The sequence below is a fragment of the Bradyrhizobium sp. IC4059 genome, assembly GCF_020193615.1.
In the GTDB taxonomy this organism is placed as follows: domain Bacteria; phylum Pseudomonadota; class Alphaproteobacteria; order Rhizobiales; family Xanthobacteraceae; genus Bradyrhizobium; species Bradyrhizobium yuanmingense.
This window is the reverse complement of sequence record NZ_JADYVH010000012.1, coordinates 194,595-210,229: the sequence shown is the minus strand read 5'-3', so window position 1 is coordinate 210,229 and position 15,635 is coordinate 194,595. Positions and strand designations below refer to the sequence as shown.

Genomic DNA, 15,635 nt, shown 5'->3' with positions numbered 1-15,635 from the left:
TGCTAAGTCTGGGGCTATTAAGGATAGGAACTCCCCGTGTCTGGCCACCTTCTGATCCTGCTGTTGGCAGGCTCCCTTCTTGGCGCCGCCGATCGCGCATGGGGCCCCGCCGCCGAGTGCCCTGGCAGCGCCCGGGCGTGGTGTCGCGGCGCGGCCGTTGTTGAGGTGGCCGCCCCTGCGTCCACGTCCGCCTGGAAATTCACCCGGACCCAAGGGTCCAAGGATGGCGAAAGCTTCGCGGCCATCATGAAGACCGCCGACACCACCCAATCGGACCCGGACTTCGCCGGCCTGATCGTGCGCTGCGCTCCGAAGGGCAAGGTCGATGTGCTGGTGGCCTTGATCCGGCCCTTCCCGCCCCGGAGCCGCCCCAAGGTGACCATCGCGGCGAGCGGCGGCGGCACCCTGAGCTTCGAGGGAAGCATGGCGGCCGCGGGAGCAGCCGTGCTGTTGCCCGACGAGGTCTCGGCCTTTGCTGCCGGAAAGTGGCAGACGACGGCCTCCCTGTCCGTGGTGGTCAGGGAAGGCGACAGCGAGATCAAGGGTATGGTGGCGCTCAACGGGCTGCGGGAGGCCTATCATGCGCTGCTGGCAAATTGCGGCCAATAGGCTAAATTTAGCCATACAACTTAAGGGTCTTTTTAGGCGGGGAATCTAGGGTCCGGAGCACGGAGAGTGTTTCGGATGACCGCCTTTTTGATTTTCAGCTTTCTCACAGGTGCCGTGCTGGGCCAACGCTTTCGCGTGTTCGTGCTCCTGCCGGTCACAATTGCGCTGGTGCTCACCATGCTGCCGGTCAGCATGATGACCAGCCTGGGCTTCCTTGACGGCATGAAGGCTGCGGCGTTCGCCGCCATCGCCCTCCAGGGCGGTTACCTCTTCGGTTCGGGGGCGCGCTTTGCCCTTGCCGCCGCACGCGCCACCCGCGTCTTCGGTCGACCGGTCAAGGCCACGCGCTGATCGCAACGCAAGCCTCTGTTTGAAAACGCACCGCTCGCTTGTATGGTGACCTGACAGTTTCAGGATTCCGTGTCGAGCGCGCCGTTTGTCCCTCGCTTATTTTGCCCTCATCGTTTCCATCGTCTCCGCTTCCGCTCTCGAAATCGCCGGCGCCGCATTGGGGACGCAGCTGGGGTCGATCGCCGCAGCGCTAGGCCTGCTGGCCGCGGCCTCGAGCTCGCGAAAGGCCGACCACGAGCACTATCTTCGTGCGACCTCCTGGGGCCGCTGGATTCTGCTCGCCATCCCGCTGTGCATCGCGGCCCAACTCGCTCCGCTTCCGCTGCGCTTTGCGCATCCGATCTGGGCCAGCGCCCACGAGGTGATCGGGGGCCTCTCGCTCGGGCCGATCACGGCCGATATCGGCTTGACGGTGAATGCGCTGCTGCTGGCGCTTGCCGCGATCTCATTGCTCGGCGTCGCGATCCTTGTGGTCCGCAACCGCGGCCGTGCCGAGCTGGTTTTGTTCGTGCTGAGCGGCGTAACCGCGATCTCCGCCTTGATGTTGGACCTGCATCGGCTCTCGCCGGCGCTTGCCGGATCCGTCCCCCATGACCTCACGACGAGCCTGGCGGGGCTCGGCCTCATGCTTAATCTGGCGGTCATGCAGCTCGCCGCTGAACGGGCGGAGACGCATCATTCGATCGTTCGCTCGGTCGCGATCGGACTTTGCGGTCTGGTCGGAGCCTTGGTCAGTGCCGCCGCGATCTTTGGGCTGTCCGGGACCAACAGCGCCATCGCGGCGACCTTTGGCGTCGTGCTGATCCTGCTGATCCTCGTGATCCGCAGACTGGATCTGTCGCCATTGGCCGCGAGCGCGTTGTCGGTGGCAGCCCTGATCGGCGCGGCGATCGTGCTGACCTTCCTCTTCGAAAAGAATTCCGGACCGATCCTCCTACGGCTCGTTCCGGAGATGGGGACCGAGACCAAGGCCGCCCTCGAGCGCATGCTGGCCGATACACGCTGGTTCGGCGCCGGTGCCGGGACTTTTCCTGCGGTGGGCAGGATCTATCAGAGCGATGCCGGCGCCGTCCTGACGGCGCCCTCGGCGGCCACATCGGTGTTCGCGGGGATGGGTTGGGTCGGCTTGGTCGCCATGATCGCGGTGAGCCTGCTCGCTTTGGTCCGCCTGTTCGTCGGCGCCCTGCAGCGCGGACGCGACTCGTTCTTTCCGGCGGCGGCCGCGGCCTGCGTCCTGTTTGCGCTGGTTCAGAGCTTTGCCGGTCCCGGATTGCTGCACCCGGCAGCAATCCTTTGCCTTTCGGTGATCTTGGGACTGGGGCTATCGCAGAGCGTCAGCCAATCCGGATCACGATAGCGCGCGGGTGATCAGACCGCGCGGTCGCCGAGCGAGGCCCAGTAGTTCGGATTCTTGGGCGACTGAATGCGGACCCAGCGATAGGGCTTCTTCGACCACGGCATGATGTGGCCGGAGAGATTGTCCAGCACGAGATCGCCGGAGAAGGTGCGCACCACGACCACGAGATGATGCTCGCCCCAGCTGGTCACGACCTCGCTCAGCAGCACCGAGCGCGCCGGAAAGCCCTTGGCGATCAGATCGTGGCGTTTTGTCACGGCGTAATCGTTGCAGTCGCCGCTCGCCGGATGCAGCAGCCATTTCTCGCCGCGCAGCCCTTCCAGATTGGCCTCGGGACGGATCGCGGTGTTGACCCGCTGGTTGACCTCTTGCATTTGCGCCATGCGCTCGGCCGTCAGCTTCAGGCGGCCGCCCCGGAAGACGATCCGCTGCGGCCGCGGCCTGCACTCGTCCTTGTACTTCAGGCAGAAGAGCGTGAACGCCATCGGCGGCAGCGTCGGCTGGTCGAACTTGATGTAGTGGATGGCACCACGCAGCCCCAGGGGCGCCCCGACGAAGGCGGCTTCCGCTTTCTGCTGCACCCCCGCAGCAACGACGATGGCGGCGACGGCCGCCAGGAACTTCACAACTTTGCGCATGTCGCGCTCCCCGTTCTTGTTGGGGAGACGCTACGCGAGACCTCTTGAAATACGGCTCAAAGGCCACGCGAGGCTTTAATCAAAATGCGGGCTCATCGGTCGGAAACAATTAAGAATACCGATGTGTGACTTGTTCTGCTAAGAGCGGTCACGACTTCCGCTCGTGACGCTGGATGCGATTCGACCGACCCGATGGGCCTTTCCTCCCGCTTTCGCAAGAAGACCAAGCCGCGGCTTCCCGATGGCGTCCGCGTCTATGCGATCGGCGACGTGCATGGCCGCGCCGACTTGCTTCAATCGCTGTTAACCGTGATCGACGCCGACTTGGCCCGCTCGGCGCCGCAACGCGCCATTCAGGTCTTTCTCGGTGACTATGTCGACCGCGGCCCGGACTCACGCGCCGTTCTTGATCTCCTGATCGAACGCTCGAAGTCGCACGAGACGGTCTGTTTGAAGGGCAATCACGAGGTCTTCCTGCTCGAGGTGCTCAAGGACCCGACCCGCCTGCAGGAGTGGCGCCACTATGGCGGCCTGCTGACGCTGGTCTCCTATGGCGTCACGCCGACGATGAACCCTTCCGCGGAGCAGCAGGTCGAACTGATCGAGGGACTGAGACGTGCGCTCCCGCCGGAGCATCTCGCCTTCCTCCAGCAATTGCCCTCGTCCTTTACCTGCGGCGACTTCTTCTTCGTCCATGCCGGCGTCAAACCGGGCGTCCCGCTCGATCGCCAGAAGGATGAGGACCTGCTCTGGATCCGCGAGGAATTCCTCGCCTCCGAGGAGCGCTTCGGCAAATATGTCGTGCACGGCCATACGCCGGTCAGCGCGCCCGATATCCGGTCGAATCGCATCAACATCGACACCGGCGCTTATGCGACCGGCAACTTGACCCTGTTGACGATCCAAGGCGATAGTCTTCTCGCAATTTGAAAGCTCAGGCCGCAACTTCGGTGATCACGCTTCGCGCCATTGGTATCTTGACCGCGATCGCGCTGGCGCTCCACGCCGGCACGACGTTCTATGGCGATCTGGTGCGGCCGAACTTTCGCGCCAGCGACTTGTTCTCGGGCGAGATTCCGCCGGACAAGGCCAAGCTCGCGGCCGCAGGCAGCCTGGCATCCTTTTCGTGGGATGGCGACCTCCTGGCAAATCATGCGGCGGCGATGGCCGCCGACGTTCTGCACCGTCCGTCGGCCGAGGCAGGCGGAAGGGCCAGCGAGAACAAGACGGCCCAAGCCGCTGTCGTGGCAGCCTTGAAAGTTTCGCCGATCAGGCCGGCGCTCTGGCTCACGCTCGGCACGCTACAGGCCCAGGCCGGCGAGGCGGTCACGCCTGCGGTGAAGATGTCGTACCTGACCGGGTCGGTGCCGATCGACGTTGCCTTCTCACGCGTCCGCACCGTGACCTCGAGCGCCGCTGCAACCGACGAGGAGATCAAGCTGCTGGCGCAATCCGACATCCGCTCGGCGCTGGCCAACCGCTCGCGCTACGAGCCGCTGCTGATCGCGGCTTATGTGCAGGCAACTCCGCAAGGCAAGTCGCTGCTGCTGGAGACGACGAAGGTGACCGATCCAAGATTCAACGAGATCTTGCGGCGGTACTAAATCAGCGCACCGATTTCGGGTTGACCGGCACGAAGTCCTGATCGCGGCGCGGCTGATCGGATCGCCCCTGGTAGACGAACATGCCCTTCTTGGTGGCGACGATGTCGCCTCGCTGCAGGCTGTCGTCGCGAAGCAGACGTTCGGTCGCGACGAGGTCCGGATCTTCCGAAGCCGGCTTGTAGAGTTCCGGATGCTCGCGCCGCTCGCGCGCAACCCCCTTGGCACGGCGTCGCGCATCCTCGATGCGCTGCCGCCATTCGTCGCGCGAGACTTCCGGCTCGCTCGGCGGAAGATAGTCGTTGATGGACGGCTCCGGCTCAGTCTGAGCACGGCACGAGAGCGGGCAGGCGTAAAGAGCCAATCCGACAGCGGCCGCCACGGCCGCCTGAACCGGCGCGCGCGCCGGTCTCCGGCGGTCTGACAGGGACTTGCAGCGGACGGGTCGCACTCCGATGACTCCGATGGCGGGCCGAGCAGCAGCCGCAACTTCAGCTGATACGGCTGCCAATTGCAACATTTTCGGAACGCAGCGGCCGTCCCTTCAAAAAGCGAAAAACAACCCCATGCACAGTAGCCGGCACCAACCGAATCAATGACTTACGTATTTTCCGAAGTCCTGACTTGATCCGTCGGGCAAAACAGGTCTAGTATGGCATGATCCGGAGAGAGGCCGACCGATGATCGACCTATCTGCGATCGGCATCGGATGAGCGCCGCAAGGACAATAGCGTCGTTCTAAGGCCTCGTTAGGCCATCGCTGCTAGACTTCGGCATCTGTCGATGGAGTTGCCGAGAATGCGTGCAAGCCTGGTATCGTTGTTGCGCGTTGCCGTTGCGGCGTATGCCATGTCCGCCCTCACGGCTCACGCCAGCCCGCTCTGCATCAAGGAGCGCACGCCCTTCGCCTTGTCGCAAGACACGGTGAAATGGACGATGTCGATCGCCCCTGGCGCCGACTGCATTCAGGGACTGCGTTGGTCTTACATGCAGATCTTCAACGTATCCGTCGTGAGCGGGCCATCACGGGGACAATTGGCGGTGGTCGGGTCCGGCTTTCGCTATTCGGCAGAAAGGGAAGCGCGAGGCGCCGACAAGTTCACGCTGCTGATTTCGGGCAAGAACCGTCATGATCCCGGGACGTCGACTCTGGAGGTCGAAGTCAACCCGCAATAGGCAGGCCCACGACGCGCGAGGGGTATCTACTTCGCCCGAAAACGCTTTAGTAACGGCGGCTCGACCCGCTACCCCGGGTCGTATTCCCGTGATAGGGCCGGGCCCGTCCGTAAGTCGTCACGGGAGGCTCGATCCGGCTCGGGATATTCGGCGTCGCGTTGGGACGCGCGGGCTGCGACGGGTTGACGATGATCACATTGCGATTGGGCGTCGACGGATCGCTGACGCCCTGGGCCCAGGCGCCCGCAGGCACCACAAGGGCGAGTGTGATCAAGACTATTCGTTTCATGCGATATCTCCCGAGCAAGAACGTCAGGGAGGGAACACCGTTCCTTCACGACGGCATCACGGTTCGTTGCGCGACCTCACCGCGGCACGGGTGACCTCAGCGAGGCACCGCGATCAGCTTGCCATTCCTCCAGACAGCTTGGGCCGCCTGTCCGGTAGAACCGCTACCCACGTTCCGGACAGCCGTAGGCCGCGAGGCAGCCTGGGTGGTCTGCTTCTTTTTGTCGGTCGTCGTCACGATGCTGGAGCTAGTCGTGTTGGCCTGATCCTTGGTTCCTTGCGCAGACGCAGACTGAACCAGAAGGGCCGAAAACATGATTGCTGTCAAAATGCCGCGCATGGTCACACACCGGAGGAAGGAGCCGGTCGAAATGTCACAGGTTTCCGCCCAAAAGCAAGCGCTACGAAACGACCGCGCAGGACCTTTGCGGCCGGAGCATCAGCGTGTTTCACCGCAACCGACGCGATCCGGGGTGAAAAAACCTAGCGAAACGGCACTATCCGGGCTAGTTGATCGCTCTTGATGACCGAGACCGGCGACACCGCAGCCAACGCCTCGCAGGCGCAAGAGATCAAGGCCGGGCTCGTCCGCCTGTTGTCAGAGCGGATCCGCGAAGTCTCCGGCGACCCCAGGCAGATGCGGGATGTCGTCTACGAGCTGGCTCGCGTCAAGCTTCTGGAACAATTCACCCACGCCGATGCGCGGGAAGCGCGAGAGCTCCAGCAAGTCCTCGAACGCGCCATTCGAGAGGTCGAACGCGCCTTTGAGCGAAGCGAGAAGTCTTCACCGACCAGGGATGCCTCGGTCCCCGTGGCGAATTCTCCACCGGCGAACGTTCCCGTCCCCCCGCCCATTCCGACGCTCGCTGCCTCGGCGTCATCAGCCATTCCGATGGCTGCCGAGACGCCGCGGCGTCCTGCCGCACCGCCAGGATCGCCCGACCAACCCAAACGGAGCGGCGCTTTCAAGTCTCTCGTTCGATTGACCGCGATCCTCCTGCTCATTGCGGGCGCCGGCACCGCGGTCGTGTATTGGCCGCGGCTGAAGGCACAACTGACGGCATCGTCGCAGATGGCGCAGCCCGAACGTTCGGCCAAGAGCCCGGAGCCTCAGCCGGCCGCGATTCCGACTCCCTCGGCCAGCGAGGCCGCTGAACGAACCCCGGAGGGCGCAAAGGAGCCGGCGCCGGCGGCGCACCCCTCGATGCCCCTGCCGACGACGTTCGGCGTCTACGCCTTGAGCGAGGGCCAGCTCCATGAGCTCAAGCCAGTGCCGGGAAAGATTCCGGACCGGCGGGTCGCGATCTCGGCCGCCATCAACACGCCGAGCGCGACCACTTTGATGGACGGCGACGTCAAATTCATCGTGTTCAGGCCCGACGGGGGTGTCGATGCGACCGGGACCGAAGTTCGGGTGATCGCGAAAGTGTCCCGGTCGATGGGCATCGATGCCACGGGCAAGGCCGCCATGGTCAGCGCCGGCGATTCCTGGGTCATCCGCAGCATGTCCTACCCCTACAAGGTAGGTCCGATTGACGACCAGTCGAGAATGCTGTTGCTGCAACCGGAGCAAGACGGCTTCACGCTCGCGCCCGGCCGCTACGTCGTGGTGGTCAGGGGAATGGGCTATGACTTCACCATCGCTGGGACGATCACCGATCCCAACCAATGCGTCGAGCGCATCAATGCGGCGAACGGCGCGTTCTACTCGCCCTGCCCGCCGCCGCGGCGATAACGCAGCCTTTGTTTCCTATTTGGCCGGCTTGCTGTCCTTTGGCGCATCCGCCGGCATGTCGTCGACCTTGCCGTTGTTGGCGACGCATTTCTGGAAGTACTCGCGCTGGTCTTTGCCCGTTCCCTTGGCACTCCCCGCTGCGGGGTTGCCGATCTGCCTGGGCGGAAAGGCCTTGGCCACCGCGGCGTCACATGCCCGCGCCACTTCGGCAGTGATGGCCGACGCCGTCGCCGGCACGGCCAATGTCAAAGCGAATGCCAGCCCAACCAATGTCCGCAAATTCTTGACCGGCACGTCGTTGCTCCTTCACTCGGTGAATGCTTGCCGGACCATACCAAAAAGGAACGAGGCGCCAAACGGCAAAGCGCGCTGAATTGTGACTGCGCACTTGTTCGGACCATGCTCCAGAGCCGCGTCTCGAAGCACGGCCGCAGAGCGCGCAGAAATATCACCGCTCCTAGCTGTTCAGCTGCGGCGGCTTGAAATCCGGAAAGCGCGTGAGCATTGCCGTCTTGACGAACTTCAAGTGGGCGATGCTGCTCGCCAATTCCTTGAGCCGGCGCTGGCCGTTCGAGATGTCGGCCGCGAAGAGATCCTGATGATGATTGTCGAGCGGCTCCCGCTCGAGATATTCGTCGGTGCCGTTTCCGAAGGTGACGGAGGCACGGGCAAGCGCATCGTCGACACGCCGGTTGAGCCCGGCCTGCTCCCTCTCCGCCTCCTGCAAGGCGGTTTCGATCGCGGCCAAAACGGCACCGATCCGCCCGCGGTCGGTCTCCGCGTCACGCTCGGCCGAGCGGGCCTTGAAGGTTTTGTCCTCGCGGCGGGAGCCGAGAAGATTGTGTGCGCGCGCTCTCAGGAACAGCTGAAACATCCGGGCCATCCCACATACGAGATCCAGGCGGGTACCATCGGTCAGACGTAGTTAACAAATCCTGAATCCGGCGCCCGTGCGGTCTGGCTTTGTGCAATCCATGCCCGCCAAGCTCCCGCGTGCTTGGAATACAGCTCGTGCCAGCGGATCTCGCCGTCGGCAGCGGCTCCTTTTCGCACGCGGACCTCGGATGTAAATTGCCCTGTCTCGTTCGATGCAAGATCCAGAGCTTCGAACTCCGCCGTCTCTTCCGGAGACAGGCCGATCAGAACGCGATGCCCTTGGGCATCGACGAAGTATCTGCGCGGCGCGTTGTGCCTTTGATCAGTCATTCGCAGGGCCCTCGTTCATGATCCAAGGCCCCGGACGATCCTTCAGCCGCCGCTCAAAGCCACGAACAAACGCGATCAAAACGAGGACGCAAGTCGCGCCCAGCAAAGCAATCAAATACGCCATTCACGCCCACCTATGCGAGCCGCGAAAATACAGGCGGCTAAACTCTCACCATGAATTGCTACGTTCTAGGTTGCCTTTCCAAAGCTCTCAAGCGCCGCACCGCGTTAACCTAACTGCGCATGGTTATCCGACGCGGCCGCACGGCAGGATCAGCGTGCACTCTCATCGCGGCCATGGCTGTGCCACTACGATGGATGCTCGCTCTGCTTTGACCCCATCGCCGCCGGCGTGTAGGGCGCATAGAGACGATATCGTGCCGATCGCCTGCGCGAGCGCCATGCCCGCACGCCGTAGCCGCAGCAAAAGCCAGCTGCAAAAATCGAAATCAGAACCAGAATTGCAAACATTTGGAATGTTCCCAATGATCGGAACGCTCCTCCCGGTACATTTCAACGTGATGTTCTGACGACTTCAAGATCATCGGCGCTGAAAGTTTTGTCAGAGGAAGATGAAGTTTGTGCAACGTGGTGCTTGAATTTTGGCCGTCGCGAGAACCACGAGCCCGGAGGACGACGAAATCTCGCATCGTTCGGGGGCGATATCCAGCCGGCGATGTTAACCCGTGTTCACGGCGGCAGCAGCCTCGAACGAAGCGGCTGGATGCGCTGTCATCGGGCACAGTTGCGATCTGCACGATAGGTCTTGCGAAACGTTCTCGAACGTATGGAGCGGCCTCTCGGACGAGACCGCTGAAGAAGCATCCGTGCTTCTACGGAGCGCCATGCACCAACTTCATCGCGGTAAGGTTGAGAGGTTAGCTTAACCCGCGTTGTTTGTTGCGAACTTTCGGCGATTGCTTATCCATCTCGCACCGGGCTCCCCCAAGCCCGGCCCCACCCAAGCAAAGCCGTCGAGCGAACATGGGTCCGCTTGGCGGCTTTGTCGTTGTGTCGACGAGAGGATCATTTCGGTTATGGCGCGCAGGCCCTGGTCGTTCAAGGAAGATCGCCGGCTCATCGAGCTGGCCAAGTCTTCAACCTCGCTGGAGCAGGCAGCGAAAGCTCTCGGGCGCTCGCCCGATGCGATCAAGCGCATGGCGTTGCGGCTTGGTCTTTCCTTGAAGTCGAAGCCGGCAAAGAAGAGCTGATCTTAGAAGTGCCGGCGCTCGCCTCGGCTTCATGTACGGCCGCTGCAGTCCAACGGCCCCGCATCGATAGGGCCAGCCGCCCTTATCCCGGGGTCGTTCCGGTCCGCCATCGTCTTGGACGGTGAGGTGGATTGAGCGGGTTGCCGGCGGTGCCCCGCCAGCCGCCACACTTAATTCTGCGTCCTCTTCTGGGACCCCATCCCTGGGCTGGTTCCGTAGCTGGGCGTCCCCGTTCCCTTGAAGGCGCCGCCCATCGTGTCGGATCCGGAATTCGTGCCCGTGCCACTGCGCGTCGCGGAGGTGGATTGCGTGCCCGATGGCGTGTCTTTGGTCCCCTGCGCCGAGGCCAGAGAGCTCCCGATTGTCAACGCCATCACGAGACTTAACGTCCTGATCATACTGCTCAACTTTCCATGCTTGTTTCTGACCCCGAGCCGCCAGACCATTGGCCGGGCACTGCTCAGGTGGGGCCCTTCGGGCCGGTCTTTCCGTTAAACCCTATCTTAGCCCCCGCTGGCTAGGATCAATCTCCACGCCTTGCTTGAATTTCCGCCCCGCCCTGTTTTCGCCTGAGCCGGATGAGAGTGCTGCGACCAGACCTCCCGTTTGTGGCACTCGTGCTTGCGAGCACGATGGCGTTCGCCTTGGCGGGTCATTTCGCCGCTGGCGCCGTCATTCGCCAGCACCAGGCGCATCAGCTCAATGAGCTCACCGAGGTGGTTCTGCGCCGATCGGAGCTTGCGGTCGATTTCGCTGCGGGCAGCCTGGACGAGCTCGCGCGGCGCAATTTCGCCAGCTGCGAGCCGGCGGCGCTGCAAGCCATCCGCCTGCACGTCTACCAGCGCTCGGCGATCAAGGACGTCCGCCTCGTCAAGCCGGACGGCTCGGTGATCTGCTCGGCCTATTCCGAGACGCTCGAATTCGACAAGGGATGGGTGGATCGCCGCGACATGCTGCCTTCGCGCGACAAGACGCTTTCCCTGTTCCGCGTGGAGCAGTTCGGCGGCGACGCCCTGGGCGTGCTCAGGGACGTCAATGGCAACTCCGCCCTGGTCGCCATTGTCGGTGTCAATGCCAGCGTGTTCGACATCATGCCGGCCGAGCTGCGCGCGCACAGCCAGGTGATCCTCGCCTTGAGCAATGGCGAGAAGCTCGGCGAATTCCAGACCGAGGCCGGCAAGTCTCTGCCGGCGCCGATCGGCTTCGAGCGAGCGTCCGCTCGGCTCCCGCTTCATGCCACGATCCGGCTCGAGCACGCGGTGCTGTCGAGCTGGAACAACGAGGCCTATTGGCCAACGCTTGCAGTGGCGCTCGGACTTGGCGCGATCTTCGGCATCCTGCTGGCACGCAACCGCCGCATGGAAGGGCCAGTGGCCGATCTCGACCGGGCGCTGACAGCCGGCGAATTCAAGCCATATTACCAACCGATCTTCGACCTCCGGACAGGTCGGATCAAGGGCTGCGAGATTCTGGCGCGCAGGCTGCGCCGCGATGGCTCGGTGGTCCCGCCGATGAATTTCATTCCGCTCGCCGAATCCAGCGGACGCATCCAGGCGATGACCTGGCAGATCCTGGGATCGGCGCTCACCGAGCTCAGGCCATTGCTCAGGGCCGACAAGAATTTCAAGCTGTCGCTGAACGTCGTGCCCAAGCACCTCCTGAGCGCCGGCTTCGTCGAGACACTGCGGCGCACGGTTCTGACGGCACGCGTCTCCGCGCGCCAGATCGTGGTCGAGATCACCGAGCGCGACGAATTGGATGATCTCGCCCGCGCCGCGTCGGTCGTCGCCGAGCTGCGGGACCGCGGCTTCCGCGTCGCCATCGACGATGTCGGCGTCGGCCATAGCGGACTGTCGCGGCTGAAGGGCCTCGGCGCCGATACGATCAAGATCGACAAGTTCTTCGTGGACACGATCACGGTGGACGCATCGACGACCACGATCGTGGAGATGCTGGTGGCGCTCGCCAAGGACCTCAATATGAGCGTGGTCGCCGAAGGCATCGAGACCGAGGAGCAGCTCCGCGCATTGCTCGCCTCCGGCGTCGAGGAAGGCCAAGGCTATCTGGTTGCGCCGCCCCTGCCCGCCGCCAAATTCAATGAGCTCATCAAATCGCGTCGGGCTGCGCAGCCGGATGCGGCGACATCCGGTGCTAAGGCTTTGGTGGCCTGACTGGTCGGCCCCCAGAGGCTTTAACGATACTTTCTAACGATGTTTTCGGCTTTCGAACCGGAGCGGCGACCAACCTTGTATGTTGGCGCCATGCGCAGGAACCACCTCATAGCAGCCGCAAGCATCTGTCTGGCGCTGATCGCCTATGCCACGCTGGCGAAGCTGTCGGGCCGGCCTGCGCTCATGGGTCACCACGAGGCCTATTGGATCGTCGTGATCGAGCGCTTCAGCGCCTATGGCCTGCTCGGCTTCCTGCTGTCGTTCCTGCTGCCGGGACGGTTTAGCCTGGCTTGCTCGCTCGTCATCGCAGTCGCCATGGGGTTGGAGCTGATGCAAGCGTTGATACCCGATCGCGATCCAGGCTTTCTCGACGTGCTGCAGAAGGCGGCGGGCGGCACCGTGGGCGTCATGCTCGCCCAGATGATCCTGGCGTTCCTGCCCAGACCACCTGCCTGAAACGGCGAGCATGGCCTCGGCGGAGCGACCGGGCGACCCGGTCCTTACTTCATCATCTGGCCGCGCAACTCACCGCCTGGGTTGGCGGCCGTGTGAATGTTCGCGTACCATTTTCCGCCCAACAGATCCGCCGCCTGCGCCTCGGTGAGGGTTGCACTGCCTTCGATCGGGCTTTGCGCCGTCTTGAACGGCAGGGCGATGCCGGCATTCTTCCCGGCCTCGCCGGGGCCGTGAAAATGCGCCCCTATCGCCGGTCCCGTCAACCCGGTAAAGGTGACGAGGTAGGTCAGGACCTTCGTTTCGGTGTTGTAGCTCGCCTCCGCCTTGCCCGACCCGGTCGAGCTATTCGGCGGCACTTCATTGCTTCCCTTGAGCTCCGCTCGCAGCTTCACGACCTCCGCACCTGCCGTTCCGCTCGTCGCGCTGACGCCTCCGACCAGCGCCAATGCCCCCAACAGTGCCACGGACCGTCGACACACGGCTTTGCTCATGCACTTCCTCCTGCGGATTTCGTTGGTCCCGCGATGAAAACACCGAGGACTGCCGGACATTCCACCGCAGAGCTTATGCTGATTCGGGACAACGCTCGCGGGAATTAGCCATCGCAAGCGCATCACGCGCCGGCTCAGGCCGCCCCGCGCCTCGTGTGACGCTCGGAGGGAACCAGGAGCTCGGCCATCTTCCGGTGGGTGTCGTGCAGCGCTTCAATGGCGCAGTCGAGATCGAAATCCGCCTCGCGGACGGATGCAAAGAACTTGGCCGTCAGCGCCAGATCGAGCTTGACGCGCGTGGCACCGTCGCGACTCCTGCGACGATCGAGCGACAAATGGATCGCGCGGTCCCTCGCCTCCACAGCATCGCAGCCGCAAAGCGCGCCGAGCTCGTCATATGTCATCCAGATTTGAGGCATGTTCTTCCACCACGCTTGATCTATCGCAGACTAGATAGCTCTCGCTTCTGAAGGCGGAGTTTCTGCAGCGCGAATTCGAGCCAACAACGTCAACGCAATGCTAAGCGCGGCGCAGACGTGAGCCGGGTGGACTGGCGCAGCTTGTTGCCGATCCACTGTCACTTGGGCGCGCCCGTCGTGAACGGATGCCGCGGCCGTGAACGGCTGTCGAGCCTCTTGGGCAGCTTGTCGGCCTTGAGCTTCACGACCGCGCCCCGGGGGTCAGGAGCCGGCGCCTCTTCCTGGCTGTAGATCAGCGTCGCTTCGAATCTCACGTCGGGCGCTTGGCGGGCCGTTCCCGAACAGGTCGCCATCGCCCCGCTATAAACGCCGGAGAGCTCGACCTCGACCTCGTCCAGCCCGAACACGGTCGGCGGCCCGTCGGCATGTCGCCGTGTGGTCAGGACGGCCGTGAAATGCCGGTCGTTGTCGAACTGATAGGAGCCGCCATAATTGAAGAAGCTGTCGCTGCCCGAGATCCGTCCCTGGGCCAGATGCACGATGCCGGTGCCTTGCGCGTGCGCTGTTCTGAACCACGCCGCGTATTTGCCCTCTTTCAGCATGGAAACATCCACCCGTAATTTCCACGTGTATTTGCAACGAAGCTTGAGGCGCGACAATGACCGACACGACGAGCATTCCGCCACGGTTAACGCCCTGCAAAATCAATCCGTTAAATTTCTGCGGCCGCACGCGGCGGCGGCGACGTCAAAACAATTCGATGCCGTCGTCAGCCGTTTCCACGACTTCGACGCGACGCGACGGCCGTACAAGGAGCCAATGCCGCTCGAGGCCGCGCGCGGCTACCTGGTCGAGAACGCCGGGCGACAGTTCGATCCTGGCTGCGTCGAGGCTTTCCTGTTGCGCTGGGACGAGGTGGTCGAGATCGCCGGCGGTCAGCGGACAAGTCCCTTGCCGGTCGCCGCGGCCCCTCCCGCTCCCGATATAGAGCGTGCAGCAGCGAGCTCGTCAGACGCGCGCCATCCCGCGTCCCGACCGCCTGACCCGATCGATCCGCCAACATCTTGCCGCGGCACCATTTTTCTCCGGTCGCCGGTTTGAACCTGTTCCTGCTAAAGTGGCACCAAGACCTGAGAGTGATTCTGGTCACACTTGCCCCGGCGCCCTGCTGCTAGGCATCGAACCAGGACGGGCACCAGAGCATCGTCGAATTGGATGAGAATTCCCATGAAAAGCCTGATCGGCGCCTGTGTCGGCGCATTCTGCCTTGCGGCCCCCGCTTGGGCGGAGACTCCCGCTGCGATCGTCGAGGACGTCCAGGGCAAGGTCGACGGAATCGCGTTCATGGACTACGTGGCGCCAGGCAAGATCATCAAGCTCGGACCAAAGGCCAGCATCACGCTCAGCTACCTGAAATCCTGCCAGCGCGAGACCATCAGCGAAGGTGTCGTCCTGGTCGGCGCCGAGCAGAGCACCGTGCAGCTGGGCGAGGTCAAGCGGGAAAAGGTGCCCTGCGATACCAATGCGGCAAAACTGTCCGAGCGCGAGGCGAACCAGAGCGCCGCAACGACCTTCCGCACCGTGCGCTCGGACGCCAAGGGCGGACCGGCCAAGCTGCCGACGCTCTACGGCGTCTCGCCACTGGTGCAGGCCAAAGCCGGCGGCACGCTGGTGATCGAACGCACCGACGGCAAGGAGCCCACGATCAGCGTGCCGCTCAAGCGCGACGCCATGACCGGCGGCGGCAAGTTCTATGATTTCGCCAAGGCCGGAAAGACACTGACCCCGGGCGGCAGCTACCTCGCCATTCTCGGTGCCAAACGCTACACCTTCCAGATCGACGCCAGCGCCACCTCCTCGCCGACCCCGATCATCGGCCGCCTGCTGCGGCTCGAATAGGCGGACTCGAATAAGCGGAGTTGGCGA

20 protein-coding genes and 1 pseudogene are annotated in these 15,635 nt (G+C 63.4%); 12 read left to right on the top strand and 9 right to left on the bottom strand.

Annotation, left to right across the window (positions count from 1 at the left end; all coding sequences use genetic code 11):
- Window positions 1-36: 36 nt before the first annotated feature.
- The 3 genes from I6F12_RS30880 (at window position 37) to I6F12_RS30870 (ending at window position 2,317) form a co-directional block, all read left to right on the top strand.
- Window positions 37-609: a hypothetical protein gene (locus I6F12_RS30880; RefSeq protein ID WP_225157937.1), complete on the top strand. Its 573-nt coding sequence runs from the start codon at window positions 37-39 to the stop codon at window positions 607-609.
- A 75-nt stretch (window positions 610-684) separates the two neighbouring features.
- Entirely contained in the window at window positions 685-960 is a 276-nt protein-coding gene (locus I6F12_RS30875; protein ID WP_225157936.1) for a hypothetical protein, read from the top strand.
- Between the two features lie 85 nt (window positions 961-1,045).
- Entirely contained in the window at window positions 1,046-2,317 is a 1,272-nt protein-coding gene (locus I6F12_RS30870) for a hypothetical protein (protein WP_225157935.1), read from the top strand.
- Window positions 2,318-2,328: 11 nt separating this feature from the next.
- Here the strand turns inward: I6F12_RS30870 and I6F12_RS30865 are convergent, their stop codons facing one another.
- Entirely contained in the window at window positions 2,329-2,955 is a 627-nt protein-coding gene (locus I6F12_RS30865; protein ID WP_057026184.1) for a transglutaminase-like cysteine peptidase, read from the bottom strand.
- 192 nt (window positions 2,956-3,147) lie between these two features.
- Between I6F12_RS30865 and I6F12_RS30860 the strand changes: the two genes are divergently transcribed.
- Together I6F12_RS30860 and I6F12_RS30855 are read left to right on the top strand one after the other, a co-directional pair.
- Window positions 3,148-3,885 carry a metallophosphoesterase family protein gene (locus I6F12_RS30860; protein WP_057026183.1) on the top strand — a complete coding sequence of 246 codons (738 nt, stop codon included), beginning with the start codon at window positions 3,148-3,150 and terminating at the stop codon, window positions 3,883-3,885.
- 20 nt (window positions 3,886-3,905) lie between these two features.
- Window positions 3,906-4,559, top strand: coding sequence for a hypothetical protein (locus tag I6F12_RS30855; protein ID WP_036011260.1), 654 nt, complete (start codon window positions 3,906-3,908; stop codon window positions 4,557-4,559).
- A gap of 1 nt (window position 4,560) precedes the next feature.
- Here the strand turns inward: I6F12_RS30855 and I6F12_RS30850 are convergent, their stop codons facing one another.
- The gene (locus tag I6F12_RS30850) at window positions 4,561-4,938 is read right to left on the bottom strand and encodes a hypothetical protein (protein ID WP_225157934.1); all 378 of its coding nucleotides are present in this window, start codon (window positions 4,936-4,938) and stop codon (window positions 4,561-4,563) included.
- 416 nt (window positions 4,939-5,354) lie between these two features.
- On the opposite strand from I6F12_RS30850, the gene I6F12_RS30845 reads away from it, so the two are divergent.
- Window positions 5,355-5,732, top strand: coding sequence for a hypothetical protein (locus I6F12_RS30845; protein WP_225112342.1), 378 nt, complete (start codon window positions 5,355-5,357; stop codon window positions 5,730-5,732).
- A gap of 46 nt (window positions 5,733-5,778) precedes the next feature.
- On the opposite strand, the gene I6F12_RS30840 is transcribed toward I6F12_RS30845, so the two are convergent.
- Window positions 5,779-6,021, bottom strand: a complete 243-nt coding sequence (locus I6F12_RS30840; RefSeq protein WP_128262894.1) for a hypothetical protein — start codon at window positions 6,019-6,021, stop codon at window positions 5,779-5,781.
- A 522-nt stretch (window positions 6,022-6,543) separates the two neighbouring features.
- Between I6F12_RS30840 and I6F12_RS30835 the strand changes: the two genes are divergently transcribed.
- Complete coding sequence (locus I6F12_RS30835; protein ID WP_225157933.1) at window positions 6,544-7,755, top strand: hypothetical protein; 1,212 nt, start codon at window positions 6,544-6,546, stop codon at window positions 7,753-7,755.
- A 15-nt stretch (window positions 7,756-7,770) separates the two neighbouring features.
- Here I6F12_RS30835 and I6F12_RS30830 read toward each other — a convergent pair whose 3' ends face one another.
- From I6F12_RS30830 to I6F12_RS30820, 3 genes are all read right to left on the bottom strand, one after another.
- On the bottom strand, window positions 7,771-8,049 hold the full coding sequence (locus I6F12_RS30830; RefSeq protein WP_225112340.1) for a hypothetical protein: 279 nt from the start codon (window positions 8,047-8,049) through the stop codon (window positions 7,771-7,773).
- Window positions 8,050-8,212: 163 nt separating this feature from the next.
- The gene (locus tag I6F12_RS30825; protein WP_036011274.1) at window positions 8,213-8,629 is read right to left on the bottom strand and encodes a hypothetical protein; all 417 of its coding nucleotides are present in this window, start codon (window positions 8,627-8,629) and stop codon (window positions 8,213-8,215) included.
- 41 nt (window positions 8,630-8,670) lie between these two features.
- Window positions 8,671-8,961, bottom strand: coding sequence for a hypothetical protein (locus I6F12_RS30820; protein WP_036011277.1), 291 nt, complete (start codon window positions 8,959-8,961; stop codon window positions 8,671-8,673).
- A gap of 1,037 nt (window positions 8,962-9,998) precedes the next feature.
- On the opposite strand from I6F12_RS30820, the gene I6F12_RS30815 reads away from it, so the two are divergent.
- From I6F12_RS30815 to I6F12_RS30805, 3 genes are all read left to right on the top strand, one after another.
- The gene (locus I6F12_RS30815) at window positions 9,999-10,172 is read left to right on the top strand and encodes a hypothetical protein (protein WP_167361675.1); all 174 of its coding nucleotides are present in this window, start codon (window positions 9,999-10,001) and stop codon (window positions 10,170-10,172) included.
- Between the two features lie 632 nt (window positions 10,173-10,804).
- Window positions 10,805-12,343 (top strand): EAL domain-containing protein, encoded by a 1,539-nt coding sequence (locus I6F12_RS30810; RefSeq protein ID WP_225157932.1) that lies wholly within the window; start codon window positions 10,805-10,807, stop codon window positions 12,341-12,343.
- A 90-nt stretch (window positions 12,344-12,433) separates the two neighbouring features.
- On the top strand, window positions 12,434-12,799 hold the full coding sequence (locus I6F12_RS30805; protein ID WP_036011287.1) for an antibiotic resistance protein VanZ: 366 nt from the start codon (window positions 12,434-12,436) through the stop codon (window positions 12,797-12,799).
- Between the two features lie 44 nt (window positions 12,800-12,843).
- On the opposite strand, the gene I6F12_RS30800 is transcribed toward I6F12_RS30805, so the two are convergent.
- From I6F12_RS30800 to I6F12_RS30790, 3 genes are all read right to left on the bottom strand, one after another.
- A complete protein-coding gene (locus tag I6F12_RS30800) occupies window positions 12,844-13,290 on the bottom strand; it encodes a CHRD domain-containing protein (protein WP_036026578.1) in 447 nt (148 codons plus the stop codon).
- A gap of 134 nt (window positions 13,291-13,424) precedes the next feature.
- The gene (locus tag I6F12_RS30795; protein WP_036011293.1) at window positions 13,425-13,709 is read right to left on the bottom strand and encodes a hypothetical protein; all 285 of its coding nucleotides are present in this window, start codon (window positions 13,707-13,709) and stop codon (window positions 13,425-13,427) included.
- 158 nt (window positions 13,710-13,867) lie between these two features.
- Window positions 13,868-14,311, bottom strand: coding sequence for a hypothetical protein (locus I6F12_RS30790; protein WP_036011297.1), 444 nt, complete (start codon window positions 14,309-14,311; stop codon window positions 13,868-13,870).
- 193 nt (window positions 14,312-14,504) lie between these two features.
- Between I6F12_RS30790 and I6F12_RS30785 the strand changes: the two are divergent.
- A pseudogene (locus I6F12_RS30785) lies at window positions 14,505-14,810 on the top strand (hypothetical protein); the annotation flags it as partial.
- 126 nt (window positions 14,811-14,936) lie between these two features.
- A complete protein-coding gene (locus I6F12_RS30780) occupies window positions 14,937-15,608 on the top strand; it encodes a hypothetical protein (RefSeq protein WP_036035538.1) in 672 nt (223 codons plus the stop codon).
- Window positions 15,609-15,635: the final 27 nt, after the last annotated feature.

Excerpts from the sequence above, each read along its gene's own strand:
- I6F12_RS30875 (WP_225157936.1), top strand. The coding sequence starts at position 685 with ATGACCGCCTTTTTGATTTTCAGCTTTCTCACAGGTGCCGTGCTGGGC.
- I6F12_RS30865 (WP_057026184.1), bottom strand. The coding sequence starts at position 2,955 with ATGCGCAAAGTTGTGAAGTTCCTGGCGGCCGTCGCCGCCATCGTCGTT.
- I6F12_RS30860 (WP_057026183.1), top strand. The coding sequence starts at position 3,148 with ATGGGCCTTTCCTCCCGCTTTCGCAAGAAGACCAAGCCGCGGCTTCCC.
- I6F12_RS30845 (WP_225112342.1), top strand. The coding sequence starts at position 5,355 with ATGCGTGCAAGCCTGGTATCGTTGTTGCGCGTTGCCGTTGCGGCGTAT.
- I6F12_RS30840 (WP_128262894.1), bottom strand. The coding sequence starts at position 6,021 with ATGAAACGAATAGTCTTGATCACACTCGCCCTTGTGGTGCCTGCGGGC.
- I6F12_RS30835 (WP_225157933.1), top strand. The coding sequence starts at position 6,544 with ATGACCGAGACCGGCGACACCGCAGCCAACGCCTCGCAGGCGCAAGAG.
- I6F12_RS30825 (WP_036011274.1), bottom strand. The coding sequence starts at position 8,629 with ATGTTTCAGCTGTTCCTGAGAGCGCGCGCACACAATCTTCTCGGCTCC.
- I6F12_RS30820 (WP_036011277.1), bottom strand. The coding sequence starts at position 8,961 with ATGACTGATCAAAGGCACAACGCGCCGCGCAGATACTTCGTCGATGCC.
- I6F12_RS30815 (WP_167361675.1), top strand. The coding sequence starts at position 9,999 with ATGGCGCGCAGGCCCTGGTCGTTCAAGGAAGATCGCCGGCTCATCGAG.
- I6F12_RS30810 (WP_225157932.1), top strand. The coding sequence starts at position 10,805 with ATGGCGTTCGCCTTGGCGGGTCATTTCGCCGCTGGCGCCGTCATTCGC.
- I6F12_RS30805 (WP_036011287.1), top strand. The coding sequence starts at position 12,434 with ATGCGCAGGAACCACCTCATAGCAGCCGCAAGCATCTGTCTGGCGCTG.
- I6F12_RS30800 (WP_036026578.1), bottom strand. The coding sequence starts at position 13,290 with ATGAGCAAAGCCGTGTGTCGACGGTCCGTGGCACTGTTGGGGGCATTG.
- I6F12_RS30795 (WP_036011293.1), bottom strand. The coding sequence starts at position 13,709 with ATGCCTCAAATCTGGATGACATATGACGAGCTCGGCGCGCTTTGCGGC.
- I6F12_RS30790 (WP_036011297.1), bottom strand. The coding sequence starts at position 14,311 with ATGCTGAAAGAGGGCAAATACGCGGCGTGGTTCAGAACAGCGCACGCG.
- I6F12_RS30780 (WP_036035538.1), top strand. The coding sequence starts at position 14,937 with ATGAAAAGCCTGATCGGCGCCTGTGTCGGCGCATTCTGCCTTGCGGCC.